General features: G+C 42.5%; 24 protein-coding genes. 10 read left to right on the top strand and 14 right to left on the bottom strand.

Annotated features, from left to right (window positions below):
- Window positions 1-21: 21 nt before the first annotated feature.
- From acnA to QT716_RS05395, 3 genes are all read left to right on the top strand, one after another.
- The gene (acnA, locus tag QT716_RS05405; protein WP_317935026.1) at window positions 22-2,736 is read left to right on the top strand and encodes an aconitate hydratase AcnA; all 2,715 of its coding nucleotides are present in this window, start codon (window positions 22-24) and stop codon (window positions 2,734-2,736) included.
- 116 nt (window positions 2,737-2,852) lie between these two features.
- Window positions 2,853-3,278 carry an acyl-CoA thioesterase gene (locus tag QT716_RS05400; protein ID WP_317935025.1) on the top strand — a complete coding sequence of 142 codons (426 nt, stop codon included), beginning with the start codon at window positions 2,853-2,855 and terminating at the stop codon, window positions 3,276-3,278.
- 654 nt (window positions 3,279-3,932) lie between these two features.
- Entirely contained in the window at window positions 3,933-4,028 is a 96-nt protein-coding gene (locus QT716_RS05395; RefSeq protein WP_233505375.1) for a putative holin-like toxin, read from the top strand.
- 197 nt (window positions 4,029-4,225) lie between these two features.
- Here the strand turns inward: QT716_RS05395 and QT716_RS05390 are convergent, their stop codons facing one another.
- Together QT716_RS05390 and plsY are read right to left on the bottom strand one after the other, a co-directional pair.
- Window positions 4,226-4,522, bottom strand: coding sequence for a HesB/YadR/YfhF family protein (locus QT716_RS05390; RefSeq protein ID WP_317935024.1), 297 nt, complete (start codon window positions 4,520-4,522; stop codon window positions 4,226-4,228).
- Between the two features lie 35 nt (window positions 4,523-4,557).
- Window positions 4,558-5,160, bottom strand: a complete 603-nt coding sequence (gene plsY, locus QT716_RS05385; protein WP_317935023.1) for a glycerol-3-phosphate 1-O-acyltransferase PlsY — start codon at window positions 5,158-5,160, stop codon at window positions 4,558-4,560.
- Between the two features lie 235 nt (window positions 5,161-5,395).
- Here plsY and parE point away from each other — a divergent pair, with 235 nt between their 5' ends.
- The 3 genes from parE to QT716_RS05370 all read left to right on the top strand — a co-directional run bounded on the left by parE (window position 5,396) and on the right by QT716_RS05370 (window position 11,137).
- Window positions 5,396-7,351 carry a DNA topoisomerase IV subunit B gene (gene parE, locus QT716_RS05380; RefSeq protein ID WP_317935364.1) on the top strand — a complete coding sequence of 652 codons (1,956 nt, stop codon included), beginning with the start codon at window positions 5,396-5,398 and terminating at the stop codon, window positions 7,349-7,351.
- Window positions 7,348-9,792, top strand: coding sequence for a DNA topoisomerase IV subunit A (gene parC / locus QT716_RS05375; RefSeq protein WP_317935022.1), 2,445 nt, complete (start codon window positions 7,348-7,350; stop codon window positions 9,790-9,792). The genes parE and parC overlap by 4 nt, the downstream gene beginning before the upstream one ends.
- Before the next feature lie 109 nt (window positions 9,793-9,901).
- Complete coding sequence (locus QT716_RS05370; protein WP_317935021.1) at window positions 9,902-11,137, top strand: MFS transporter; 1,236 nt, start codon at window positions 9,902-9,904, stop codon at window positions 11,135-11,137.
- A gap of 183 nt (window positions 11,138-11,320) precedes the next feature.
- On the opposite strand, the gene QT716_RS05365 is transcribed toward QT716_RS05370, so the two are convergent.
- From QT716_RS05365 to modA, 5 genes are all read right to left on the bottom strand, one after another.
- Entirely contained in the window at window positions 11,321-11,692 is a 372-nt protein-coding gene (locus tag QT716_RS05365) for an rRNA methyltransferase (RefSeq protein ID WP_317935020.1), read from the bottom strand.
- Between the two features lie 103 nt (window positions 11,693-11,795).
- Window positions 11,796-12,230 carry a GNAT family N-acetyltransferase gene (locus QT716_RS05360; protein WP_317935019.1) on the bottom strand — a complete coding sequence of 145 codons (435 nt, stop codon included), beginning with the start codon at window positions 12,228-12,230 and terminating at the stop codon, window positions 11,796-11,798.
- 24 nt (window positions 12,231-12,254) lie between these two features.
- Entirely contained in the window at window positions 12,255-12,926 is a 672-nt protein-coding gene (locus tag QT716_RS05355; RefSeq protein WP_317935018.1) for an ATP-binding cassette domain-containing protein, read from the bottom strand.
- A gap of 12 nt (window positions 12,927-12,938) precedes the next feature.
- Window positions 12,939-13,619 (bottom strand): molybdate ABC transporter permease subunit, encoded by a 681-nt coding sequence (gene modB / locus QT716_RS05350; protein ID WP_317935017.1) that lies wholly within the window; start codon window positions 13,617-13,619, stop codon window positions 12,939-12,941.
- Between the two features lie 18 nt (window positions 13,620-13,637).
- Window positions 13,638-14,432 (bottom strand): molybdate ABC transporter substrate-binding protein, encoded by a 795-nt coding sequence (gene modA / locus QT716_RS05345; RefSeq protein WP_317935016.1) that lies wholly within the window; start codon window positions 14,430-14,432, stop codon window positions 13,638-13,640.
- Between the two features lie 184 nt (window positions 14,433-14,616).
- Here modA and QT716_RS05340 point away from each other — a divergent pair, with 184 nt between their 5' ends.
- On the top strand, window positions 14,617-15,609 hold the full coding sequence (locus tag QT716_RS05340; RefSeq protein WP_317935015.1) for a helix-turn-helix transcriptional regulator: 993 nt from the start codon (window positions 14,617-14,619) through the stop codon (window positions 15,607-15,609).
- Between the two features lie 113 nt (window positions 15,610-15,722).
- Here the strand turns inward: QT716_RS05340 and QT716_RS05335 are convergent, their stop codons facing one another.
- Entirely contained in the window at window positions 15,723-16,952 is a 1,230-nt protein-coding gene (locus QT716_RS05335; RefSeq protein WP_398292482.1) for an AI-2E family transporter, read from the bottom strand.
- Between the two features lie 32 nt (window positions 16,953-16,984).
- Complete coding sequence (locus tag QT716_RS05330) at window positions 16,985-17,935, bottom strand: LCP family protein (protein WP_317935014.1); 951 nt, start codon at window positions 17,933-17,935, stop codon at window positions 16,985-16,987.
- A 167-nt stretch (window positions 17,936-18,102) separates the two neighbouring features.
- Here QT716_RS05330 and msrA point away from each other — a divergent pair, with 167 nt between their 5' ends.
- Window positions 18,103-18,636: a peptide-methionine (S)-S-oxide reductase MsrA gene (gene msrA, locus QT716_RS05325; RefSeq protein ID WP_317935013.1), complete on the top strand. Its 534-nt coding sequence runs from the start codon at window positions 18,103-18,105 to the stop codon at window positions 18,634-18,636.
- 26 nt (window positions 18,637-18,662) lie between these two features.
- On the opposite strand, the gene cax is transcribed toward msrA, so the two are convergent.
- Window positions 18,663-19,715 carry a calcium/proton exchanger gene (gene cax, locus QT716_RS05320; RefSeq protein ID WP_398292719.1) on the bottom strand — a complete coding sequence of 351 codons (1,053 nt, stop codon included), beginning with the start codon at window positions 19,713-19,715 and terminating at the stop codon, window positions 18,663-18,665.
- 201 nt (window positions 19,716-19,916) lie between these two features.
- On the opposite strand from cax, the gene glnA (QT716_RS05315) reads away from it, so the two are divergent.
- Together glnA (QT716_RS05315) and glnA (QT716_RS05310) are read left to right on the top strand one after the other, a co-directional pair.
- Entirely contained in the window at window positions 19,917-21,251 is a 1,335-nt protein-coding gene (glnA, locus tag QT716_RS05315; protein WP_317935362.1) for a type I glutamate--ammonia ligase, read from the top strand.
- Between the two features lie 331 nt (window positions 21,252-21,582).
- On the top strand, window positions 21,583-22,917 hold the full coding sequence (gene glnA / locus QT716_RS05310; protein ID WP_317935011.1) for a type I glutamate--ammonia ligase: 1,335 nt from the start codon (window positions 21,583-21,585) through the stop codon (window positions 22,915-22,917).
- A gap of 59 nt (window positions 22,918-22,976) precedes the next feature.
- On the opposite strand, the gene QT716_RS05305 is transcribed toward glnA (QT716_RS05310), so the two are convergent.
- Genes QT716_RS05305 through opp3b form a run of 4 tightly spaced genes read right to left on the bottom strand, consistent with a single transcriptional unit; the run spans window position 22,977 to window position 26,949 of the window.
- Window positions 22,977-23,921 (bottom strand): ABC transporter ATP-binding protein, encoded by a 945-nt coding sequence (locus QT716_RS05305; protein ID WP_317935010.1) that lies wholly within the window; start codon window positions 23,919-23,921, stop codon window positions 22,977-22,979.
- A complete protein-coding gene (locus tag QT716_RS05300; protein WP_317935009.1) occupies window positions 23,921-24,982 on the bottom strand; it encodes an ABC transporter ATP-binding protein in 1,062 nt (353 codons plus the stop codon). Before QT716_RS05300 ends, QT716_RS05305 begins: the two co-directional genes overlap by 1 nt.
- Before the next feature lie 15 nt (window positions 24,983-24,997).
- Window positions 24,998-26,017 (bottom strand): oligopeptide ABC transporter permease, encoded by a 1,020-nt coding sequence (gene opp3C / locus QT716_RS05295; protein ID WP_317935008.1) that lies wholly within the window; start codon window positions 26,015-26,017, stop codon window positions 24,998-25,000.
- The gene (opp3b, locus tag QT716_RS05290; RefSeq protein WP_317935007.1) at window positions 26,017-26,949 is read right to left on the bottom strand and encodes an oligopeptide ABC transporter permease; all 933 of its coding nucleotides are present in this window, start codon (window positions 26,947-26,949) and stop codon (window positions 26,017-26,019) included. The genes opp3C and opp3b overlap by 1 nt, the downstream gene beginning before the upstream one ends.
- Window positions 26,950-26,988 lie beyond the last annotated feature (39 nt).

Here is a 26,988-nt window from a genome sequence, read left to right as displayed (position 1 = left end):
ACGTAAAGGAGGAATTTAACAATGACAAAGAGCAATTTCCACAACAGCCGCTCCTCATTTGACCTGAACGGTAAAAAGTATAACTACTACCGCATTGGAGCGATAGAAGAAGCAGGTATTGCAAAAGTCTCAAGATTGCCTTACTCGATCAAAGTACTGTTAGAATCTGTCCTGCGCCAACACGACGGATATGTCATCCAAGACAATCATGTAAACAACCTGGCAAAATGGGGCAAGGACGCAGAAGCGGATGCAGAAGTACCTTTCAAACCATCCCGCGTTATCTTGCAAGACTTCACTGGTGTACCAGTAGTCGTCGATTTGGCATCCCTGCGTTCTGCAATGGCAGAAATGGGTGGAGATCCAGACAAGATTAACCCTGAAATTCCAGTAGACCTCGTCATTGACCACTCGGTTCAAGTTGACAGCTACGGAACATCAGATGCACTTCAGAAAAACATGGAACTCGAGTTTGAGCGTAATGCTGAACGTTACCAGTTCTTAAGCTGGGCACAAAAAGCATACGACAACTATCGTGCAGTTCCTCCAGCAACAGGAATCGTTCACCAAGTAAACCTTGAGTACTTGGCAAGTGTTGTTCATGCTATCGAAAACGAAGATGGATCGTTCGAAGCGTATCCAGATACATTAGTCGGAACAGACTCCCATACAACGATGATTAACGGAATCGGCGTACTCGGATGGGGCGTTGGCGGAATCGAAGCTGAAGCAGGAATGCTTGGACAGCCTTCTTACTTCCCAATTCCACAGGTTATCGGTGTGAAGTTGACAGGCGAACTTCCAAACGGAACAACTGCAACAGACCTTGCACTTAAAGTGACACAAACGCTTCGTGCGCATGGAGTAGTTGGTAAATTCGTCGAGTTCTTCGGACCAGGTGTACCACAATTGCCACTTGCTGACCGTGCAACCATTGCCAACATGGCACCTGAATACGGCGCAACATGCGGATTCTTCCCAGTTGATGAAGAATCACTGAACTACATGCGTTTGACTGGCCGCGACTCAGAACATATCGATGTCGTGAAAAAGTACTTGCAAGAAAACGACATGTTCTTCACAACAGACAAAGAAGATCCAATTTACACAGAGTGTATCGAAATCGATTTAACTCAAGTAGAAGCGAACCTTGCTGGACCGAAACGTCCTCAAGATATGATTCCACTATCAGACATGAAGCGTGAATTCAATGACGCGGTTGTAGCACCTGAAGGCAACCAAGGATTCGGACTCACGCCGAAAGAAATGAAGAAGAGTGGCACAATCGAGTTCGCAAACGGTACAAAAATGGAGATGAAAACAGGCGATCTTGCGATTGCAGCAATCACTTCATGTACAAATACATCGAACCCATACGTAATGCTCGGCGCTGGACTCGTTGCTAAAAAAGCAGTTGAGCTTGGACTCACACCGCCTGCATATGTGAAAACTTCACTCGCACCAGGTTCAAAAGTAGTAACAGGTTACTTGGAAGAGTCAGGACTTAATAAGTACCTCGACCAAATCGGGTTCAACACAGTTGGATACGGATGTACAACATGTATCGGTAACTCCGGTCCATTGCTTCCTGAAATCGAAAAGACAATCGGCGAAAACGACTTGCTCGTTTCATCCGTTCTTTCCGGTAACCGTAACTTCGAAGGACGTATTCACCCATTCGTAAAAGCGAACTACTTGGCTTCACCGCCATTAGTTGTTGCATATGCACTCGCTGGAACAGTGGATATCGACTTCAAAAAAGAGCCTATCGGCAAATCTAAAGACGGTAAAGATGTATTCTTCAAAGACATCTGGCCTTCAACTGAAGAAGTAAAGGCAATGATCGAGAAGACGGTCACTCCTGAACTCTTCCGCAAAGAGTATGCACGTGTATTCACTGAAAACGAAGCATGGAATGCAATCGAAACAACAGACGATTCTTTGTATGATTTCGATGAAAACTCCACATACATTCAAAACCCGCCATTCTTCGAAGGTCTTTCAAAAGAGCCAGAAGATATCGGTGCATTGAATGACTTGCGCGTTGTCGGTAAATTTGGTGATTCAATTACGACGGACCATATTTCTCCAGCAGGAGCAATTGGTAAAGATACACCAGCAGGTCTCTATTTGCGTGAAAACGGCGTAGAGCCACGTTACTTCAACTCATACGGTTCACGCCGCGGTAACCACGAAGTAATGATGCGCGGTACGTTTGCCAACATCCGCATCCGTAACCAAATCGCAAAAGGCACAGAAGGCGGTTACACAACTTACTGGCCAAACAAAGAAATCATGCCAATCTATGACGCATGCATGAAGTACCAGGCAGATGGTACAGGTCTTGCTGTCATCGCTGGTAAAGATTACGGAATGGGCTCTTCACGTGACTGGGCTGCGAAGGGTACATCTCTTCTAGGCATCAAGACAGTTATCGCAGAAAGCTACGAGCGGATTCACCGCTCTAACCTTGTCATGATGGGTGTTCTTCCACTTCAGTTCGTGAACGGACAAAGTGCAGAATCTCTTGGATTGACAGGCCAGGAAGCAATCAGCGTAAATATCGCAGAAGGCGTTAAGCCGCGCGACATCTTGAAAGTGACAGCAACTGCAGAAGATGGAACTGTAACGGAATTCGAAGCGCTTGCGCGTTTTGATTCAGAAGTCGAGATCGACTACTACCGTCACGGCGGAATTCTTCAAATGGTACTTCGCGACAAGATGAAAAGCGAATAAGCATTAAAGCGAACCCCCTTACTGATTCAGTTCAGTAAGGAGGTTTTTTAAATCGCCATGCCTGATTTTTAGTATGGACTTTTGTATACTGAGCTATGTAGAAGAGGTGACCTTACATGTTTGTCAGTGAAAAAGAAATCGAAATTCGATACGCAGAAACCGACCAGATGGGTGTCGTCTATCATGCGAATTACCTCGTATGGATGGAAATTGGACGCACAAAACTCATCGAGGATCTGGGCTTCACCTATGCAGGTCTCGAAGCAGAAGGGTATTTATCGCCTGTGACGGATTTGTCCATCAAGTACAAAGCCGCCATGCGCTACGGCACGTCTGCTACAATTCGCACGTGGATTGAATCCCACGGTAAGTTGCGCACGACGTATGGCTATCAAATCTTGCATGCAGACGGCACTGTGGCGGCGACAGCGACTTCGGAACACGTCGTCGTAAGAAAAGACACATTCCGTCCCGTCTCACTGCGTAAAATCGACCCGATATGGGATGCAAAGTATGTCGAAGTTGCAAACCAGGTAGATTAATCGAAAATGAGCTTCCCGGGATTGTCCAGGAAGCTCATTTTTTGTTGGAAATTAAGATAGTGTCACGTATGTCAGAGAATGTGAGCATAAATTGGAGATTTTGCTCATAATCTGCAGAATGTGATCATAACCTCTAGTTTCCGCTCATAAATCACTGAATGTGATCATAAACCCGCAGATTCCGCTCATAAACCCCAGAATGTGATCATAACCCCCAGATTCCGCTCATAAACCACAGAATGTGATCATAACCCCCAGATTCCGCTCATAAAACACGAAATGTGATCATAACCCGCAGATTCCGCTCATAAATCACTGAATGTGATCATAAACCCGCAGATTCCGCTCATAAACCACAAAATGTGATCATAACCCGCAGATTCCGCTCATAAATCACAAAATGTGATCATAACTTGCGCAACCCGCCCCTACCAACGCAAAATTTAACAAAAAACAAAAACATCCCGCTACAAAAGCGAGATGTCGATTATCATATAAAATGCACTTTTTAAGCCATCCGAACATATGTACGAGCTAGTAAAATATGTTATACTAATAGGGTACTGGAATAGCACGAGCTCATAGGCGGTTCGCAGACCTGCAATCCCAACTTCCTGAAAGAAACACAATTCAGGACGGGAGGAGGTGATGCGTATGACACCATTTGAAGCACTGAGTCTCATGATCGGCTTTGGAAGTTTGATCGTGACCATTCTTGCTTTGTCATATACTTTTTCAAGAAAAAAGTAAACCGCCCTTGAGCCTCCAAGCAGAGGAGCGGTTTACTTCGCACTATGCGATTCGCCTTTGAAGCGAACGCTATTCTATTACAAGGCCAGGAAGATCATCACATCTTCTTGGTCTTTTTACAATATCCATTTTTCATGACTAGTATACCAAACGAAGAATTGTCTGTCTAGTTATGGATTCCTGTAAAGCCCGGCTGATTACTCAGGCTTTACATACTCATAGTGCAATTCTCCAAGCTCATCGTTCACCCCAACATGCAAGTCATGCCCATCGAAGTACCACAAATCTCGTGTTTCAATGTAATACCGTACGCCGTCCTCAATAAATTCAACCGCCACTTCATCCGGAAGTTCTTTCATGATCCCGAGTGAAAATCCTTCATGTAACGGACTGCTCCCGCCATAACGGGCGAAAAATCGAATTGCGTCACCAGATTCAGCGTCCATCTCTTCGGCAAACCATCGAGCTGCATCATTTGAAATATATATATTCATTCAGAACCCTGCCTTTCTGTGTGACCTAAAGTATATTACAACCACTTCACTTTTGGCTCGGTTCCTGCTTTAATGCGTGCAATGTTTGCTCTATGACGATAAAAGATGAAAGCTCCCATTAAAAAGATGACCAGACCCAAGTAAATATCACCGGTAATGAAATAATAAATAATCCCGTAAATCACACCCAACACTGCGACAATCATCGAAGTAAGAGAGACCATCTTCGTGATTTTGAGCGCAATCAGGAATGTCAAAATGACTAGCACAAAGATCGGCCAGCTATACCCGAGCAAGACCCCGCCCGAAGTTGCGACAGCCTTGCCCCCTTTAAAGCTGGCAAACACAGGAAACATGTGACCAATAACCGCGACAACTCCAACGACTAGCGGATGGATTGAAGAATCACTGAAATAGGGAAGTGAAGCAATCAGAACCGCAGCAGTACCCTTTAAAATATCTACAATGGTGACTGTAATTCCAGCTTTTTTACCAAGGACCCGAAAGGTATTCGTCGCGCCCATATTTCCACTGCCATGTTGACGGATGTCTGTTTTATAAAACAGCTTTCCCACCCATAATGCAGAAGGGAGAGAACCTAGTAAATATGCAATTAACAACAATAAAATAATGTCCATGACAAGCCCCTTCGCGAAAAAGTATGTATCTTCTTCATTTTAACAGAACCTTAAGCGAACGACAATTACTGTTCATGCCCTATTTGCCCGGCATTGCATAAAAAGAGGTTCTTCTATACAATTATTTAAGCAATGCGCCGACGTATGAAGTTGACACAGAAAAATAGGCGCCGTATCATTAGATAAATAAGAACATTTGTTTGATGGAGGTTTCATCTTGACGAAACAAAAAGAAATGAACGTGTATAATGATGATTCAATACAGGTACTCGAAGGCTTGGAAGCCGTTCGGAAAAGACCTGGTATGTACATCGGGTCAACCGATGGAAGAGGATTGCACCACCTTGTTTTTGAAATAGTAGACAATGCAGTAGACGAAGCGTTAAGCGGCTTCGGATCTGAGATTAACGTAACGATTCATAAAGACAACAGCATCAGTGTCCGCGATCACGGACGAGGCATGCCGACAGGTACTCACAGAACCGGCAAACCGACGACAGAGATTATTTTAACTGTTCTGCATGCGGGAGGAAAGTTCGGCCAAGGCGGATACAAAACGAGTGGCGGACTGCATGGTGTGGGTGCTTCCGTAGTGAATGCGCTATCTGAATGGTTGGACGTCATTATTCATCGTGATGGGCAGATCTTCAAGCAGCGCTTTGAACACGGCGGAAAACCTGCTACAGGGTTAGAAGTCATTGGAAAAACTAAAGAAACGGGAACCACAATCCATTTCAAACCCGATCCAACCATTTTTTCAACGACTAAATACCAATATGACATTCTCGCAGAACGGCTTCGTGAGTCTGCCTTTCTACTAAAAGGACTAAAAATCGTTCTTACTGAAGAAAGCACAGAGAAATCTGAGACATTTTTCTATGAAACTGGCATTAAAGCCTTCGTCTCTTATTTGAACGAGGAAAAAGATACGCTTCATGACGTCGCTTACCTAGAAGGTGAAGCGGAAGGAATTGAAGTAGAATTTGCTTTCCAATTCAATGATGGATACTCAGAAACGATTCTGTCGTTCGTCAATAACGTGCGGACAAAAGATGGCGGTACACACGAAACCGGTGCCAAAACGGCAATGACTCGTATCTTCAATGAATATGCGAGAAAAACTGGTTTATTGAAAGAAAAAGACAAAAATCTAGATGGTTCTGATATCCGTGAAGGAATTGCCGCCATCGTTTCAGTACGCATTCCAGAAGAAATTTTACAGTTTGAAGGTCAAACAAAAGGAAAACTAGGAACTAGTGAAGCACGGACCGTTACGGACGCCGTTATTTCACAGCAACTATTGTATTTCCTGGAAGAAAACGCTGAGCTGAGCGCGAACTTGATACGCAAGGCTGTACGTGCACATCAGGCACGCGAGGCGGCCCGTAAAGCGCGGGAAGATGCGCGTTCAGGTAAGAAGCGCAAGAAAGGCGACACGCTGCTTTCCGGCAAGCTGACACCTGCTCAATCCAGAAATGCCAAAAAGAACGAATTGTATCTTGTCGAGGGGGATTCTGCTGGCGGTTCCGCAAAACAAGGACGCGATCGAACGTTCCAGGCAATCTTGCCGCTCCGGGGTAAAGTCATTAACACGGAAAAAGCGAAACTCGAAGATATTATGAAAAACGAAGAAATCAACACAATCATTCATGCGATTGGTGCAGGCGTCGGTGCTGACTTCACAATTGAAGACGCAGCGTACGACAAAGTCATTATTATGACAGATGCCGATACCGATGGCGCGCATATTCAAGTACTGTTACTGACATTCTTTTATCGCTATATGAAACCGCTTATAGAAGCAGGTAAGGTATTCATCGCACTGCCGCCGCTTTACAAAGTATCTAAAGGTGTCGGTAAAAAGGAAAAAGTAGAATACGCATGGACAGAACGTGACCTAGGTGAAGCGACCCGTAAGATTGGTAAAGGGTACATTCTTCAGCGTTATAAAGGTCTCGGTGAGATGAACGCGGGACAGTTATGGGAAACCACGATGGATCCTGAAACACGCACACTGATCCGAGTGACTATTGAAGACGGTGCACAATCAGAACGCAGAGTGACAACGTTGATGGGGGACAAAGTCGAACCCCGACGCCGTTGGATTGAAAGCAACGTCGACTTTAGTCTTGAAGAAGGAAGCACCATATTGGAAAACGAGTTCCTGCATGTTGAGGAGGAAGTTGAATGACTGCAACAGAACGCTTTCAGGATCTTCCGTTAGAGGAAGTCATCGGCGATCGATTTGGCCGATATAGTAAATATATTATTCAAGATCGTGCATTACCAGACGCTCGTGACGGGTTAAAACCCGTACAGCGTCGTATTTTGTATGCCATGTTCAACGAAGGCAATACGAATGATAAAGCCTTCCGTAAATCAGCTAAAACGGTCGGTAACGTAATTGGTAACTATCACCCTCACGGAGACTCTTCTGTGTATGAAGCGATGGTCCGTATGAGTCAAGACTGGAAACTGCGTCATCTCATGGTAGAAATGCACGGAAACAATGGTTCGGTAGACGGAGATTCTGCAGCTGCGATGCGTTATACAGAAGCCCGATTATCTGCAATCGCAAGTGAAATGCTGCGGGATTTGAACAAAGAAACGGTAGATTTCATTCCGAACTTTGACGACACCGAGCCGGAGCCGACCGTTCTTCCGGCACGTTTCCCAAACTTACTTGTGAATGGATCCACAGGGATTTCAGCGGGATATGCAACGGACATTCCGCCTCACGCACTGCATGAAGCGATTGATGCGGTATTAATGCGAATGGATAATCCAGAAGCTACTGTAGATGATCTAATGACCGTGTTAAAAGGGCCAGATTTCCCAACTGGCGGAATCATTCAAGGAACGGACGGTATTAAAGCAGCTTATGAAACGGGTAAGGGGCGAGTAATTGTACGTTCTAAATCAGAAATCGAACAGCTGAAAGCCGGAAAGTCCCAAATTGTCATCACTGAAATTCCATATGACGTGAACAAAGCCAATCTTGTTAAAAAGATGGACGAACTTCGTGTGGACCGTAAACTGGACGGAATTGCAGAAGTGCGGGATGAGTCAGACCGTACAGGACTCCGCATTGTAGTTGAATTGAAAAAGGATATCGCAGGCGACCCCATTTTGCGCTATTTGCTGAAGAATACCGACCTGCAGGTTGCCTATAACTTTAATATGGTTGCGATTTCGGACAGACGGCCAAAGCTGATGTCACTTCCGATGCTGCTGGATGCTTATATCGGGCACCAAAAAGATGTTGTGACACGCCGTTCTCGTTTCGATGTGAGAAAAGCGCAAGATCGCCTACATATTGTAGAAGGTTTGATGAAAGCACTCTCTATTTTGGATGAAGTGATTCAAACAATCCGCAGTTCAAACGATAAGCGGGACGCAAAGAATAACTTGATCGATCGGTTCCAGTTCTCTGAAGTTCAAGCAGAAGCAATTGTTTCGTTGCAGCTCTACCGGCTGACCAACACGGATATCACCGATTTGAAACAAGAAGATGCAGAACTTCGTAAACTGATCGATGAATTGAATGCGATTTTAACAAGCCCGGCGAAGTTATCACGCGTTATTCAAAAGGAACTGCATGCTGTACGTAAGCAATTTGCAGAGCCGCGTAATTCTGTAATCGAAGAAAAAATCGAAGAATTGAAAGTGGATCTTGATATTTTAATTCCTAGTGAAGAAGTCGTTGTTTCTGTTACAAAGGATGGCTATGTCAAGCGTACGAGTATCCGTTCCTATAGCGCGACTAACGGGGCTGGAATGGACATGAAAGAGTCTGACTATCCAGTAATGGAACGAACGATGAACACTCAGCATCATCTGCTGCTGTTCACGTCGCTTGGAAATTATATTTATCAGCCTGTCCATGAGCTGCCGGACATCAAATGGAAGGACCTCGGACAGCATATTTCAAGTATCGTTTCGCTCGAACCAAGTGAGTCGATTGTTTCAGCAATTGGTCTCGAACAATTCGATGATATCCACTCCGTGCTGACGGTTACGAAAAACGGATTTGTGAAGCTATCCAAGTTGGCGGATTACCACGTTCAGCGCTTCGGTCGAGCGTACAAAGCGATGAATGTGAAAAAAGGAGACAGGTTAGTCGATGCCCGCATCGTCAAAGGCAGTGAAGATCTGATTCTTGTAACTCATCAAGCCTACATTTTACGATTCCCACTGAGTGACGTGAGCACAACTAGCGTCCGCACAGGAGGCGTAAAAGGAATTAATCTAAAAGCTGAGGACTATGTAGCATCTGCTGAAACCATTACGGATAGTTCAGCATCCATTGTGGTGGCAACTCAGCGAGGCACCGTGAAACGGACAGCATTGAAAGAAATAGAGGTCGGCTCACGTGCACAGCGCGGTCTGATGATCTTAAAAGAGCTCAAAAAGAACCCGTATCGTGTCATAGGTGCAAAAGTAACCGGTCCTGCTGATAAACTGATTTTAACCACTGTAAAAGATGTAAAAACTGAAATCGAACCAAGCAGCCTGAGATTGTCAGACCGACAATCTAACGGAAGTGCACTGTCCGATGAAACTAAAAATGGATTGGCCAATCGGTTGTATTACGAACCGACTGCTAAAACCGACAAACCAGCGTCTAAATAAGCGAATTCATCTAAAGCACACGAGTCTGTTAAATTTCTCGTGTGCTTTTTGCATTTCTGTCGTATAATAATTCGGGAAGCGAATTATCTTCGGGAAAGTAGGAAAGTGTATGTGGAAAAATCGCAATGTTTGGATAATACTTTCCGGTGAATTGATTGCAGGGATTGGTTTATGGACCGGAATCATTGGAAACTTGGAATTCATGCAAGAAAAGATCCCTTCTGATTTTGCTAAAGCGCTAATTTTATCAATAGGACTCTTAGCAGGCATTTTAGTGGGGCCGTTAGCTGGTAAAATAATAGACCAGCAAAAAAAGAAACGGATATTAATTGTCGCGGGAGCAGGGAGATTAGTCAGTGTTGTCTTCATGCTAATCGCGATTGCAACAGGTTCAGTATGGTGGATGATTGCATTTGTAGTCAGTATTCAGCTGGCGGCAACGTTTTATTTCCCGGCGCTGCAAGCCGCGATACCGCTTGTTGTGAAAGATGACGACTTACTTACTATGAATGGGATGCACATGAACGTGGCGACCATCGCAAGGGTGTCAGGGACCGCTTTAGCTGGTGTCATCCTCGTGTACTGGTCATTATCCTCTTTATATTGGATCTCCATAATCGCTTATGCGCTATTACTTGTTTTCACGTTGATGCTAACCATCAACGAAGGGGAGGGAAGTGTGTCTCCGGTGCAAGCTGAACCTGCTAAAGGTGGCTTCATGGAAATGTTTCCTGTATTAAAAGCATATCCAGCAGTTGGAATGACGCTTGTGATGACTTTAATTCCGTTGTTGTTTCTCGGATCTTTCAACTTAGTAGTCATTAATATTAGTGAAATTCAAAACTCAGCATCCATCAAAGGGTTAATTTATACATGCGAAGGTGTCGCATTCATGATCGGCTCATTTGCAGTAAAGAAAATTGCAATGAAATGGCGTACAACGATGATTTTGTTTTTCTTTGCAAGTATGGTAGCTGTAGCAGAATTTTTATTGTTTTTCGCACAAAGCCAGCTATTTACGCTAGCTGCATTTACAGTACTCGGTTTTAGTTTAGGCTGTTTTTTCCCAACAGCAATGGTGATTTTCCAGAAACAGATGCCGAAAGCGTACCACGGAAGATTTTTCTCATTCCGAAATATGCTTGAAAGAGTCGTGTTCCAAGTCGTTTTATTAGCGACAGGGGCGTTCCTGGATATTGTCGGACTTCAAGTAATGGTACTGGTATTCGGGATGATCAGCATCAGTTTAACGGCAATTTTCTTCTTACAGATGAAACAGAGAAAGATTCAGTTAGAGGAACCGGCAGCTGATGTGGAAACAATTATTCCAGTGAAAATCGGTTAAGCACCTGTAAAACGTATAGAAAGCACTAAAAAACGCGACTTGTAAGTAAAAGTCGCGTTTTATAATTTTTAATGGCAACAACTCAATTTTGCTGTTTCATCTCACTATCCTAAGTATACTTATTAGTGATACGTAACTTCCTATAATATATATTATGACGGGGGCGTCAAAGGAAAGCAACTATTATTCAATCCGATATCTATATTGCCCTTCTTTCGCTCGCTCTACATCAATAAACTGCACCCCGTACTCAATCACATCATTTATATACAACTGATTATCTTTTGCCAACGCCCGCACACTTTCCAACAACTGCTTATCGTAAGTTGTTTTATATTGAATACGGTCTTTAGGACGCGTCTCTTTATTAAACGTAATCGTATCTTGTTGCAAAACGACTTTGAGACCGTCTTCAAGTAAGTAATTCACAAACGTGCTATGCTGATCAGCTAATTGCTTCAATTGCTCCAGAATCTCTTGACTAATAGATGTTCTGAATTTCACACGTGTATCATCTGCGGTTTGTCGCAGCATTCCGTTTTCATTGACCCACATATGTCCAGCAACTCCTTTTTCATTGTTAAAACCGGCAGATCATGAGCATCCGCCGGCTGTTCGCATCTGTGTTCGCATACCCGCAAAAATGGCACTTTGCCCATTAAAATTCTTTTTTAAAGACAACACTCACTTTGATGTAATCCATTTTCCCCTCATAAAAGTGATGTGCATTCGTGCGCTGCAAACCGGACGACAGTGCAATCGACTCGTAATTGTGCTGCTTGCCCCAATGTTCTACATGCGATAACAGCTTTTCCCCGTATCCTTTAGAGCGCGCCTGTTTGTCAGTCACCAAATCACACACCCATAACGAACGGCCATAGTACAAGGTGATCATCGGTTTAAAGCCAATTACCGCTTTTAATACATCTTTATCACGCAGACCGAGCATTTGGTAACGTTCTTTTGCTCCAGACTCATAGACGAGTTCCAAGTATTCTTCCAGGTTTAAATGGGTGCGAAGCTGATTCATAAGCGGAAAAGCCTCAATTAGTTCTTCTTCCGTAACTAACGGAACAATTGTAATGGTATCCATAGAATCGCCTCCTGAATCCCGTTTTTACTGAACAGGGATTTCTTTCATTGTTCCATGAGTTTCCTTGACAAGCAAGCCCTTTTTCAAATGAAGGACGCGATCTCCTAATTTCTCAGCTTCTGTACGGCTGTGCGTCACTATTAGAAATGGAATCTTCCATAATTCGTGCAGCCGAAGCAGCTCATCTTGACACTCCTCGCGCGTTTCTTCGTCCAGTGCAGATAGTGGTTCATCCAGCAGCAGCAGTTCTGGCTCTGTAGCGAGAGCTCGAGCTAGTGCAACGCGCTGCTTCTCACCGCCGGATATCTGATGCGGGTATTTGTTCAATAAGTGGCTGATACCGAGAACAGTCAGTAATTGTTCGATGATGAAACCCGTCTCTGCAGACGTTTTTTTATGAATGCCGTAATGTATATTGCGCTCAACGGTCATATGCGGAAACAATGCGTAGTCTTGGAACAAGTATCCAATATTGCGGGAACGAGCCGGTAATGATGTTTTCGTTCCTTCAAAGAAGCTTTTGCCATTCAGAGTAATTGTTCCGCTGTCTGGGTCTGTTAACCCACCAATTGCCTGTAAAATTGAAGTTTTACCTGCTCCGGATGAGCCCGCTAAAACAATAATTTCGTCGTGTGCTTGAAAACTGACATCGAGCTCAAAATGATCTAATTGTTTTCTAATTGATACGTCTAACATCGAATCACCTGCCTATCGTTTCTGTGAAGCAAAACGCCTTAAATTACGTCTGCTCCACCAGTTAAGCCAAAGTATAGTGCTGAAACCTAGCGCGGTAATAATGATGACCCAAAACGAAGCTTTCTCCATCTTCCCTGCTTCAACCGCAAAATAGATCGCCATTGGAATCGTATCGGTCTTACCTGGTATGTATCCGGCAAGCATCAAAGTTGCTCCAAATTCTCCAAGCCCTCTCGCGAATGAAAGAACAAGTCCCGCCAACAACCCCGGCCATGCAAGCGGAAACGTAATGGTTCGAAAAACCCGCCACTCCGTAGCACCCATAGTCCGTGCAGCATCTCCCAGCTTGTTATCCAAACTATCAAATGCTGCCGATGCACTTTGATACATCAGCGGAAAACTGACGACTACAGATGCAATGACTGCGGCCGTCCAAGTGAATACAACTTGGATATCGAACGTTTCAAGTAACCAGCTGCCGATCCACCCTTTTTTCCCGAATAAAATCAGTAATCCAAAGCCTACAACAGTAGGCGGTAAGACTAATGGCAAAAGAAACAGCGATTCAACAATAGACTTTCCGAAAAACTGCCGTTTTGCTAACAAATGCGCCAAAAAGACACCTAGAACGAACACGATAACAGTAGAGATGACCGCCACTTTTACAGATAGCCATAAAGGGCTTAAATCCACATCAGCTACCTCCTTTCCTCACTTAAATCCATACTTTGCGAGGGCTTCTTGACCTTGCTCTCCTTGTAATGCGTCAAAAAACACTTGAGCTTCCTCCGTATGCTCAGAGTCTTTCAAAACAGCTCCGGGATAGACAATCGGTTCATGCCAGCTCGAATCCGACTCAGCAAGTACTTTCACTTTATCAGAAATGAACGCATCACTCGAATAGACTACACCATAATCTGCATTACCAAGTTCAACTTGTGTGAGAACTTGCCGCACGTCTGAAGCTAGCACAAGCTTATCCTGCAATGGTCCCCATAACTTTAAGTGTTCCAATACCTCTTTGGTATAACGCCCCGCAGGAACACTGTCAGGCTCCCCAATGACAAAATGGTCAAAAGCGGACGGATTAATCTCATCAAAACTAGTAACTGCCGAGTCGGAATCCTCATTCGCGATCAATACTAATGCGTTTTTTGTGAAATCTGTACGTGTCCCAGCATCCAATAGACCTTTGTCCTCTAACGTATCCATATCCTTTTTACTTGCAGATAAAAACACATCAGCAGGCGCCCCGTTATCAATCGATGTCGCAAGTTTTCCGGAACCGCCATACATGAACGTCAACTCAATGTTCTCGTGTTCTTTTTCAAACGTTTTCTTAAAATCATCGAGCGCATCCGTTAAACTCGCCGCGGCTGAAATATGAAGTTCCACTTTTTCTGTCGGGTCAGTTCCACTCCCTTCAGTACCTTTCTGGTGATTTGAACACCCCGCCAGCAATACTACCAAGACCGCCATCAAAATCCCAATTCGTAATCTACTCAAATCAAACTCCCCTTTCTTATTTATAACTAATTATAACTACATATAACTATTTATAACATAAGGGTACTCTCTATATCTATATATATTTATATAATTCTAAATACTATCATCTATATCCCGTTACATCTATTGCAATAATTCTAAAAATAAGAGAAGATAGAAGAAAGAAATGGAGGTTTTTAGGTTGAATGCACAAGGTAAAGTATCGTATACGACTGAAGATCTCGCCGACTTACTTCAAGTTTCCAAGTTAACTGTGTATGACCTTATAAAAAAAGGAGAAATCGTTGCCTATCGTGTGGGAAGACAAATGAGAATTGACGCTTCTGACTTTGAAGCCTATAAAGACCGTATGAAAAGCGGAGCAGAACGTCCAACAACAGAGCCTCCTCCAGTGCAAAAAAAAGAACCTGCTGCTCAAACTATATTGGAGAGTCAGCCTAATGTCCCTCTGCCCCAACCACGTACAATGCAGCACGTAATCATTAGCGGACAAGACGTTACACTCGATTTGTTAGCAAACGCAATTTCTGCAGCAGCAAGTAACTTTCGCACCCTTAGATCTCATACGGGAAGTTTAAATAGTTTGCTGGCACTTGTTCAAGGTGAAGCCGATATTGTAAGTACTCATCTTTTCGATGGAGACACGGGTTCTTATAACCTCCCCTACATTCGCAGAATACTAGTTGGACGTGAATACACAGTTGTAAGCTTACTCTCCCGATCTGCAGGTTTTTACGTTCAGCCCGGTAATCCAAAAAACATTACGAGCTGGCGTGACCTAAACCGTAAAGACGTTCAACTGGTTAACCGCGAACTAGGGTCCGGTATTCGAGTATTGACGGACGAAAGACTTCGGTTAGAAGGTGTTCTTCCGAAGACGATAACAGGTTACGGAAATATCGAAACAACCCACTTAGCTGTAGCAAGTAAAGTGGCTATTGGAGAAGCAGACGTTGGAATCGGGATAGAAAAAACAGCCAACCTTGTAAATGTAGAGTATATCCCCATGACGCAAGAACAATATGATATTGTCATGATCAAAAAAGAGGACAATCAATTATTACGCGGAACCGTATTGCAGATCTTACAATCTGAAACATTTAAAAAAGAACTCTCTACTATCAAGGACTATGACTTCTCTCAAATGGGCCGAATTCTATTCGACACTCCTTAAAAGACTCTTTTAAAATAGAAAGAGTCTTTTTTCACATCTACTTTACATAATATTATTATGGTCGTTAATCGCATAAAAAAACAGCCGCGCATTTTCAGCACGACTGCTTTTATCTATTCACGTTCGTCACGATCTGGTCTTTCATAATGCATCCGCACATCCACTTCATATTTGTTATACCGCACTTTTAGTAACTGGAAGAAATGTGTAAAGAATACTTTGAGCAGAGCATATCCGGGAATTCCTAAAATGACTCCTGCCACTCCAAATAAGGAGCCGCCAGTCAATAATACAAAAATAATAGTGATGGGATGAATATGCAGCGATTTACCCATGATTTGAGGAGAGATAAACTTCCCTTCCACAATCTGAACGATTGTCCAAACGACTGCTAGTTTCACCAGCATAAATGGAGATGTGACAATTGCGATGATAATGGCTGGTGTTATCGCAATTACCGGACCAAGATAAGGAACAACACTTGTAAACATCGCTAACACACCGAGGAGAAATGCGTATTTCATGTCTATGATCAGGAACCCTATCGTTACCATCAATCCAATACATATCGCAACGAGAATTTGACCTTGGATATAAGCACTGATTTGACGGTCCGCATTTGTAAAGATTGTCTGTGCATCATCCCGCATTCTTGGCGGCAAAAGCTTTAAGACATAACCAGTGAGATTTTCCCCATCCTTTAAGAGATAGAACAAAATGATTGGGACCGTTACTATGGATAGGATAATACCCGTTAATGCAGATAAAAAAGTCGTTAATCCTGATGCGATTCCGCCTAAAGCATCCGCAATCATTTGACCGATGTTTTCAAGCCCTGAGTCCAGCAGCTCCGCAGCATTGATATCGAGTTGATTGTAATAAGGAGCAAATAATGAATTGCTGAAGAACGAATCCAGCGTCAAAATTAATTGATTGAAATAAGTTGGAAACTCGTCAACTAGTTTCCAAAACTGTGTTTTCAAGAATGGTAATACCAAAAATACGAGCAATGTAATCAATCCAACCGCTGTTAAAAATATAATGACAATCCCCCATATTTTAGGGATCTTAATTCTCTCTAAAAGGTGAAGCAGCGGTCGTAAAAGGTAATACAAAATAGTCGCTAAAACGATAGGTAGAACCACAGTTGAAAACAGTACTTGTATCGGATAAAAGATAAAAGACACTTTGTCAAATATCATAACATTTAGTCCAAATAGCATCAGGACAATTAAAATAAAGAGAGTCGTTTTACCACCTAAGAACCGGACAATTCGATTCTTAGACGGGAACCCATAATCATTCGATTCCTCTTTAGCTGGTCTTTCCTTTTTGTCCGCCAACTCCCCCACTCCTCTACTATTCAGTTGTTAGTTCAATTCGAGACAAAAGATCGTATCGCCTCTTGGTTTTTCTCTAGATTCACTTCAATTACGGAACCGGCATGTTGGTAATTGTTAAATGAATAAGATCCTTTTACAGGAACGGTCATTGCTTCAATTTCCGCTCCCCCTTTTACAAGAAGACTCAAAATACGAGACAGCTCTTCTTTAGAACTTAAATCTGTTTCTACTGTTTGTGCAAAAACTCCTGCAATCTTAGGAGCACGGAAAATCATACCTGGTGACATCGCTTGTTTCTTAACGGCAGCCAGTACTTCTTGCTGACGCTGAACTCGTCCAAAGTCACCTTCTGCGTCTGCACGAAATCTTGCATATCCAAGAAGCTCTTTTCCATTTAGATTCCGTACCCCAGGGAGTAACGTAACCCCTATTTTCTCAGACATCTCTTTTTTCACGTTGATTTCGACACCGTCAGGAAATGCAGTATCTGCAATTGTTTCGAAGTTATCGAAATCCACAATGGCATAATGGTGAATCGGTAAATTAAACATACCGGTAATCGTATCTTTCGCACTCTGAACGCCGCCTAAGTAATACGCTGTATTCAGTTTATAGGATTTATAGCCAGGGATATCTGCATAAATATCACGCATAAATGAGATGAGTTTCATTTTGTGTGCTTGCTTGTCCCACGACAGAACCATCATGGTATCCGTCCGGGATTTACCACTTCCGTCGTCATCGACACCTAATAGCAAATAGTTTTCAACAGACGATTCTGAAGGATCGAGTAAATCACCTTCAAAGTCTCCTGGTTCAATTGCATTTTTTGAAACGGCTCGTTTTCCCGCCACATATTGATAAGAAGAAAAAAGTCCTGTTCCGACGAAGCCGACTAATAATAAAGTGACAAGCACCCTACCTTTTCGTAACTTTTTTCTTCTCCGCCGCTTCGGAATTGGACCTTCATATTGTTCTGACATTATTTTATTCCCCCATTAGTGAAGTCATAAAACAGGACGTTCACTTGAGTCGATGGTTGCATACTGAAACTTTATTATATCATGCTCGATTACTGGACACCTCTTAGACGAACGACTAAAATTAAAGAACTTAAACGATTACTAGCATCAGGAAGAAGGTAGAAAACATGGAACAACTTGAAAAGGCAATTTTCGCCGGCGGCTGCTTTTGGTGTATGGTGAAACCATTTACAGAATTTGAAGGGATTCATGCAGTTGTCTCTGGTTATATGGGAGGAACCATTGAAAATCCCACATACAGTCAAGTGAAAGAAGGGAATTCAGGACATTTGGAGGTTGTAGAAATCACCTATGACCCTGCAATTTTCCCGTACGAGCAACTGCTAACTATTTATTGGCCGCAAATTGATCCAACAGATGCAGGCGGTCAATTCCAAGATCGGGGTCATTCCTATACAACGGCCATCTTCTATACATCTGAAGCACAACAGATAGCAGCGGAGCGTTCAAAAGAAGAACTGGCAGCAAGCGGCCGATTTACCAAGCCGATTGTTACGGATATCCGACCGGCAGAAACATTTTACGAAGCGGAAGCCTATCACCAAGATTTCTACAAACATGAAAAAGCAGCTTACGAAGCAGACCGTGCCGAATCAGGCCGTGACGACTTTATAGAAGAGAACTGGAAAGACCGCGTGTAACAGCGGTCTTTTTTAATTCCTTTTAATTACAAAAGATAGAAGCCTATTGCCATAATGATATAGGCAGCAAATAGAATCAGACCTTCAAACCAATTCGATTCACCGTCATTCGACAGATTAATGACCAACAGCGCAGCAGTTACCATGGCAACTAGCTCTTGAATAGTAAAAACGAGCGGCATTTGCTGCGGCATCAGGATGGAAATAAGCACAAGTGCCGGCGCAACAAACATCGCAACTTGTAACGTTGAGCCTACAGCGATTTCAACGGATACATCCATCCGGTTTTTCATCGCCATTGTAATCGCAGATACGTGTTCAGCTGCATTTCCGACAATCGCAACAATAATAATCCCGATGAAAAGTTCACTCCATCCAAATTGCTCTCCCAGCGTTTCAAATGTATGTACGAGTCGCTCTGAAACAAATGCTACCGCTACAGTACTCAGCAATAATACAAGAATCGATTTCTTTTTGCTCCATTCAGGAACTTCTTCAACAGTCGATTCCTCATCACCTGAAGCGAAAACGCCTCGGTGTGTTACTAATTTAAAAAATAATCCTGATAGGTAAATCGCAATCAGAATGACAGAAATCCCTACACTCAAGTTAAACGTGGTCGATTCATTCATCGAAATAGAAAAAACTTCAGGAATAATGAATGCAATGATGATTGCAAAGATAAGTAATCCGGAATTATAGCGCGCATCGAGTAAGCTGAACTTTTGTCGTTTAAACTTCACGCCGCCTGCAAAAAATGATAACCCTAAAACAAGCAATAAGTTTCCTAAAACCGAACCAGTCAATGAAGCAAGTACGATTCCGATTAGTCCTGCTTTTAACGTAAAAATCGAAATGATTAATTCAACTGCATTTCCAAATGTCGCATTCAACAAACCGCCAATTCGAGGTCCGCTAACAATTGCTAAACTCTCAGTGGCACGACCGATAAATCCGGATAACCCGATGATTGTTATGCAACTGAGCACAAACATGACAATGTCTGACCAATGCAAGAAAGCTCCGAGTGCGACAACTGGCACTCCAGTAAAAACTACTATAGAAAAAATACGATTCATCAATCCGCCTCCCTCCTCTGTCAAAACTTTATGTTCTACCTATACTAATTCCCCTTTTGTTAAGAAGTACAAACGCAAAAATGAATCGCATGATATACCAAATACTCTATTAACGAAAAGTTATTTCTTGTAAACACTTGGCGCTTTTAGTAACATTGTTAGTTATCAGACTACTATGATACTTTCAAAGGGAGTGCAATGATGAGTAAGACAACAAAAGATGACATACGTAAATACGCAAAAGAGGAGAACGTGAATTTCATCCGTCTCCAAATTACGGACATTCTCGGGATGATCAAAAGCGTAGAAATACCTGTCACCCAGCTCGACAAAGCACTAGACAACAAAATGATGTTTGACGGATCTTCTATTGAAGGTTTCACTCGAATTGAAGAATCCGATATGTACCTTATCCCCGATCTAGACACTTGGATGGTATTCCCATGGCCTTCTGGTAATGGGAAAGTAGCCAGATTGATTTGTGATGTCTCTCTTTCAAATGGTGAACCCTTCTTAGGAGATCCCCGCGGGAACCTTAAACGAATTCTTAAAGAAATGAAGGAAATGGGCTTCACTGATTTTAACTTAGGTCCAGAACCAGAATTTTTCCTATTCAAACTAGATAAACATGGTGAGCCGACAATGCATTTGAATGACCAAGGAGATTATTTTGATTTTTCTCCTTTAGATTTAGGTGAGGATTGCAGACGCGATATCGTATTGCAATTAGAAGAGTTAGGATTTGAGGTAGAAGCCTCCCACCACGAATCAGCACCTGGTCAACATGAGATTGATTTTAAATACGCCGATGCTTTAAAAGCTTGTGACAATATCCAAACATTTAAACTTGTTGTTAAGACCATTGCCCGTGAACACGGTTTACACGCTACATTTATGCCAAAGCCTATATTTGGCGTCAATGGGTCCGGTATGCACTGTAACGTTTCACTATTTAAAGATGGCAAGAATGCTTTTTACGACGAAGCGACAGAGCATCAGTTGAGCACAACAGCATATCAATTCATGGCTGGCATTCTAAAACACGTGACAGGATTCACATCCATCACCAATCCAATTGTCAATTCCTACAAACGTCTTGTCCCTGGTTTCGAAGCCCCTTGCTATGTTGCCTGGTCAGCTAAAAATCGAAGCCCGGCAATCCGAATTCCTGCTTCTCGCGGACTGAGTACACGAATTGAAGTACGTTCCGTAGACTCCGTCGCCAATCCATATTTAGCGCTGGCGGTAATTCTAAAAGCTGGACTTAGCGGAATTCAGCAAAAGCTGGATCCGGGCCAGCCATGTGATCGCAATATTTATGAAATGGGGCCAAAAGAGCTGGAGGAAGCTGGTATCGCAACCTTACCTACAGACCTGGACCATGCGCTGATCGCTCTTGATAAAGACAAGGTCGTACAAGAAGCGTTAGGTGACCATATTTACGAAAACTTCCGTGCAGTAAAGCAAAAAGAATGGGATAGCTATCGAATTACAGTACATCCTTGGGAAATCGATCAATACAGAAAGATTTATTAACTTATCTGCATATGCAGATTTTCATTTAAACCCTGAGGACTCTTTTAAAAATAGAGTCCTCAGGGTTTATTTTTTATATTCCCGACTATCAGGCTCTTGATAGCGAACTTGAGATAATTCTGTAAAATTCCCTTTCAAAAGCTAGGCTCCACCTCCTTTTTTTGTAATATATCTCCACACCAATAGATACTATAAAAATAAAATTCGACAATTAGCCATTTTCTTCAATTTAATTGAAAAAAATTCTTGTAATTTAACTCTCAGTTGCGTATTATAAAAAATTATTATGCAACTGTCGTAATGATACATTCTAAACAAAGGAAGTGGCCTGATGAGGAATACAACAAAAGACGATATTCGAAAATATGTGATCGAGGATAACGTAAATTTTCTGCGCCTTCAATTTACCGACATTCTCGGGATGATCAAGAACGTTGAAATTCCTATCAGCCAATTAGAGAAAGCACTCGACAACAAAATGATGTTTGACGGTTCTTCTATAGAAGGTTTCGTTAGAATTGAAGAATCCGATATGTATTTAATTCCGGATTTAGATACGTGGATGGTCTTTCCGTGGCCTTCAGGTAATGGAAAAGTTGCACGTCTCATTTGTGATGTTTCACTAGCAAATGGAGAACCCTTCCCCGGCGACCCAAGAGGCAACTTGAAGAGAATTCTTGAAGAAATGAAATCCATGGGCTTCACCGATTTCAATCTCGGGCCAGAGCCAGAATTTTTCTTGTTTAAATTAGATTCTAATGGTGAACCAACAATGGAGCTGAACGACCATGGGGACTACTTCGACTTTGCTCCGCTCGATCTCGGTGAAAACTGCCGCCGTGATATTGTACTTGAATTAGAAGCACTGGGTTTTGAAGTGGAAGCATCCCACCATGAGGCTGCCCCGGGACAGCACGAGATCGACTTTAAATATGCAGACGCGTTAACTGCTTGTGACAATATCCAAACCTTCAAACTCGTTGTTAAAACGATCGCAAGAAAACACGGTCTTCATGCAACGTTTATGCCAAAGCCGATTTTTGGAGTGAATGGTTCTGGCATGCACTGCAACATCTCCTTATTCAAAGATGGTGTAAATTCTTTCTTTGACGAAAACGGTGAGCGCAAGTTAAGTAAGACTGCTTATCAGTTCATGGCGGGTGTCCTCGATCACGTGGAAGGTTTTACAGCAATCACAAATCCGACGGTCAACTCTTACAAACGTCTTGTGCCTGGATATGAAGCCCCGTGCTACATTGCCTGGTCTGCACAAAACCGCAGTCCGCTTATTCGGATTCCAGCTTCTAGAGGACTGAGCACACGAATTGAAGTACGTTCTGTCGACTCTGTAGCAAATCCTTATTTAGCATTAGCAGCCATCCTGAAATCCGGTCTTGACGGCATCCAACGGAATCTTGATCCTGGCAAACCATGTGATCGCAATATTTATGAAATGAATACAGCAGAACTGGAAAGTGAAGGAATTGTAACACTGCCTACCGATCTTGACCACGCATTATTAGCTCTTGGTGAAGATGCTGTCATTCAAGAAGCATTAGGCAGCCATATTTACGCAAATTACAAAGAAGCGAAAAAGAGAGAATGGGACAGCTACCGAATCACTGTTCACCCATGGGAAATAGATCGTTATATGAAAGTTTATTGATCATCTTACAATATATAAAAAAGCCAGACGCTCTAATGTAGAGTGTCTGGCTTTTTACATTAACCTTCTTTTGGTACGTATTGTGCTTTCATTTCTTTAAATTCTTTATCGGAACATAACACAAAATGTTCTGGCGCAATTTCACGAAACTCTACATGTTCATCAGGTCCATAATTATGGTCTTTCGGATTGTAAGGCGTCCGTACCCGTGACCGTTCATAAATCGGATCCGGCAGTGGAATTGCGGATAGTAACGACTTTGTATAAGAATGCATCGGGTTTCGGTACAATTCATCAGCAGAAGCCATTTCCACTAGTTTACCGAAATACATTACGCCGATACGATCTGAAATATATTTAACCATAGACAAATCGTGAGCGATGAACAAATACGTCAATCCGCGCTCTTCTTGCAATTCTCTAAGCAAGTTAACAACCTGCGCTTGAATGGATACATCCAAAGCTGAAATCGGCTCATCTGCGATGATGAATTCAGGATCTACAGCAAGTGCTCGCGCAATACCGATACGCTGGCGTTGTCCGCCAGAGAATTCATGGGGGTAGCGCTCTGCATGCTCGCGATTTAGCCCAACAGTTTCAAGTAAATCGATAACCATGTCTTTTCGTTCTTTTTTAGATTTTGCAAGACCGTGGACATCGATACCTTCTGCAATGATGTCCATAACTTTCATCCGCGGATTCAATGATGCATAAGGATCTTGGAAGATCATCTGCATTTTACGGTTGAAATCTTTGTTTCCAGCTTTTGATTTCTTATCTTGAACGTTCACTCCGTTAAAGAGCACTTCTCCATCTGTTGCATCATATAGCCGGATAATCGTCCGTCCTGTCGTTGATTTACCACAACCGGATTCTCCAACTAGACCAAATGTTTCACCACGATTAATAGAGAAGCTGATGTCGTCAATCGCCCGGACTTCGGACGGCTTGCCTTCATTGAAATATTGTTTGAGATTCTTTACTTCTAGTAATACATCAGACATTACGCACGCCCTCCTGTTGCTTCATAGTATCTGCTTCCTGGGAAAGTACGCATACGCTCAATGATTCCTGCAGGCGGTTCCACATGAGGTGCTTGAGGATGCAATAACCAAGTTGCCGCATAGTGCGTATCGCTTACTTGGAAAAATGGAGGCGGCTGCTCCATGTCAATTTTCAATGCATACTCACTTCTTAATGCGAACGCATCTCCCTTAGGAGGATTCAGCAAATCAGGCGGCGTTCCTGGAATTGCGTATAACTTCTCTTCATTAACATCCATCGATGGCATAGAGCTTAACAAGCCCCACGTATACGGGTGTTGTGGGTTATAGAAAATTTCATCGACTGTGCCGATCTCAACAATCATCCCACCATACATAACAGCCACACGGTCCGCTACGTTCGCAACAACACCCAAATCATGAGTGATGAAGATAATTGACGTATCGATTTTCTTTTGAATATCTTTCATTAATTCTAAAATTTGAGCTTGAATCGTAACATCCAGTGCAGTTGTCGGCTCATCCGCAATTAGAATCTGTGGATTACAAGCAAGAGCCGTTGCAATAACGATACGTTGACGCTGTCCACCTGAAAACTGGTGAGGGTACATTTTATAACGGTTTTCCGCATTTGGAATCCCTACCATGTTCAACAATTCAATCGCAACTTTACGTGCTTTAGATTTGCTGACTTTTTGGTGCTTCAAAATGGGTTCCATAATCTGTTTTCCAATTGTCATCGTTGGATTCAAAGAAGTCATCGGGTCTTGGAAAATCATTGAAATATCTTTACCTCGAATTTTTTGCATCTCTTTATCTGTCAGCTTCGTTAGATCTTTACCATCAAACAAGATCTCTCCATTTTTAAATTCAGAACTGGATTCAGGCAGCAATCGCATAATCGATTTTGTCGTTACGGATTTACCTGAGCCGGATTCTCCTACAATCGCAAGTGTCTCTCCTTTGTTCAAGTCGAAATTCACTCCACGAATCGCTTTCACTTCACCAGCAAACGTATGGAAGGAAAGCTCTAAATCTTTAACTTGTAATATTTTACTCATTTTGCTTTCCTCCTATCAGTCTTTCATTTTCGGATCGAGTGCATCACGTAACCCATCACCAATTAAGTTGAAGGCAATCATCAAAATACTAATAACAATGGATGGGAATAACAACACGTAAGGCTGGAATTCCATTACTTTGTATCCGTCATTAATGAGCGTACCAAGTGATGCCGCTGGCGGTTGCAATCCGATTCCAATGAAGCTCAGAAACGCTTCGAAGAAAATCGCGTTTGGAATTGTAAACATTGTGTTGATGATGATTATACCTAAAACGTTTGGCATTAAGTGTTTACCAATTATTCTAGAATCGTTCGTTCCAAGTGTACGGGCAGCTAACACGAATTCTTGGTTTTTGTATTTTAAAATTTGAGCACGTACGATACGGGACATACCGATCCATCCTGTAATAGAGATGGCAATAATGATTGCTCCAATCCCCGGCTCCATCAGCATGATCATGAGTATAACTACAATCAGTGTTGGTATACCAATCAGGATCTCTACGATACGCTGCATTATATCATCTGTACGACCACCGAAGTATCCGGAAATCCCTCCGTATAATACCCCGATCACTAAGTCAATTAAGGCTGCAACAAATGCGATTAGAAGTGAAATTTGAGTACCTTCCCAAAGACGAGTAAATAGGTCGCGGCCTAATCCGTCTGTTCCGAACCAATAATACTCATCCACTTTCTTCATCGCATACAAATCAACCTTTTCCCCGCTTAAATTACCTACTCCATCCATAATCCCCATTTTTTCAATGCCTGGCATTTTAGGAGGTAAATTTGCGTGTCTTAGGTTTTGTGCTGCGCCGTCATGGCCGTTTAAATGTGGTCCCACTAACGCCATAATCACTAGTAAAACAAGAACGATCATACTAACAATGGCCGCCTTGTTTTTACGTAGACGCAGCCATGCATCTTGCCAGAAACTTAAACTCGGTTTTTCTATACGTTCAGCATGTGTGCTGTCGATTTCAATCCGTTCAAATTGGTCTTGAGGCAGCTGTTCAATATCTTTTTTCATTATGCTTTCCCTCCAGACAAGCGGATACGAGGGTCAATGACTCCATATAAAATATCCACGATGAAAATAACAACAATTAGGAATGCTGAGAAGAATAAAGTTGTACCCATAATTGTTGCAAAGTCGTTCACCATAATTGAAGATACAAATTGCTCACCGATACCAGGAATCGCGAATATTTGCTCAACTACGAGTGAACCTGTAACTAGTCCTGCTGCAACCGGTCCTAAAACAGTAATCAATGGAATCAGTGCATTTCGGAATGCGTGTTTAAATGCGATTTCAAACCCGTTTGCACCTTTTGCTTTCGCAAGAGTAATATAATCGGACCCCATCACTTCAATCATCTCTGTACGGATGAAACGCGCAGATAATGCAAGTGGTCCCATTGCCAATGCGATCGATGGCAGGACACTAGATTTCCAACCGTCATTCCATAATCCAACTGGTAAAAGGTGCCACTGTGATGCAATATAATATTGAAGTAGCGTTGCAAATACAAAGGAAGGTATTGATATTCCTAATATCGCAAAGAACGTACTTCCGTAATCCCAGAAAGTATTTTGTTTTAATGCAGCAATCATACCTAGCAAAATCCCGATTATTGTTCCGAAGACCATTGCCTGTGCCCCCAGTATAAAGGAAGGCTTAATACGTGAAGCAAGCAGATCATTTACACTTTTACCTTTGAAAGCAAATGATGTACCTAGGTCACCTTTAGCTAAGTTCTTCATATAAATTGCATATTGAACAGGTTTCGGCTTATCAATTCCGTACTTCTTCTCAACAATTGCTTTTTGATTGTCATTCAATTTGTTATAAGAAGCAATTGGCGAACCCGGTAATGTTTGCATTAAGAAAAATGTTGCAGTCGCAATTAAAAACATTGTTATGAACATATAGATAATTCGTTTTCCGACATATTTAACCATGGTGCACCTCCAGATCTATGTACTAATTTATATAAAACC

It is taken from the genome of Sporosarcina aquimarina (assembly GCF_033253705.1).
In the GTDB taxonomy this organism is placed as follows: domain Bacteria; phylum Bacillota; class Bacilli; order Bacillales_A; family Planococcaceae; genus Sporosarcina; species Sporosarcina aquimarina.
Note: the sequence above shows the minus strand (reverse complement) of the source record. Positions and strands in the feature narration are given on the sequence as shown.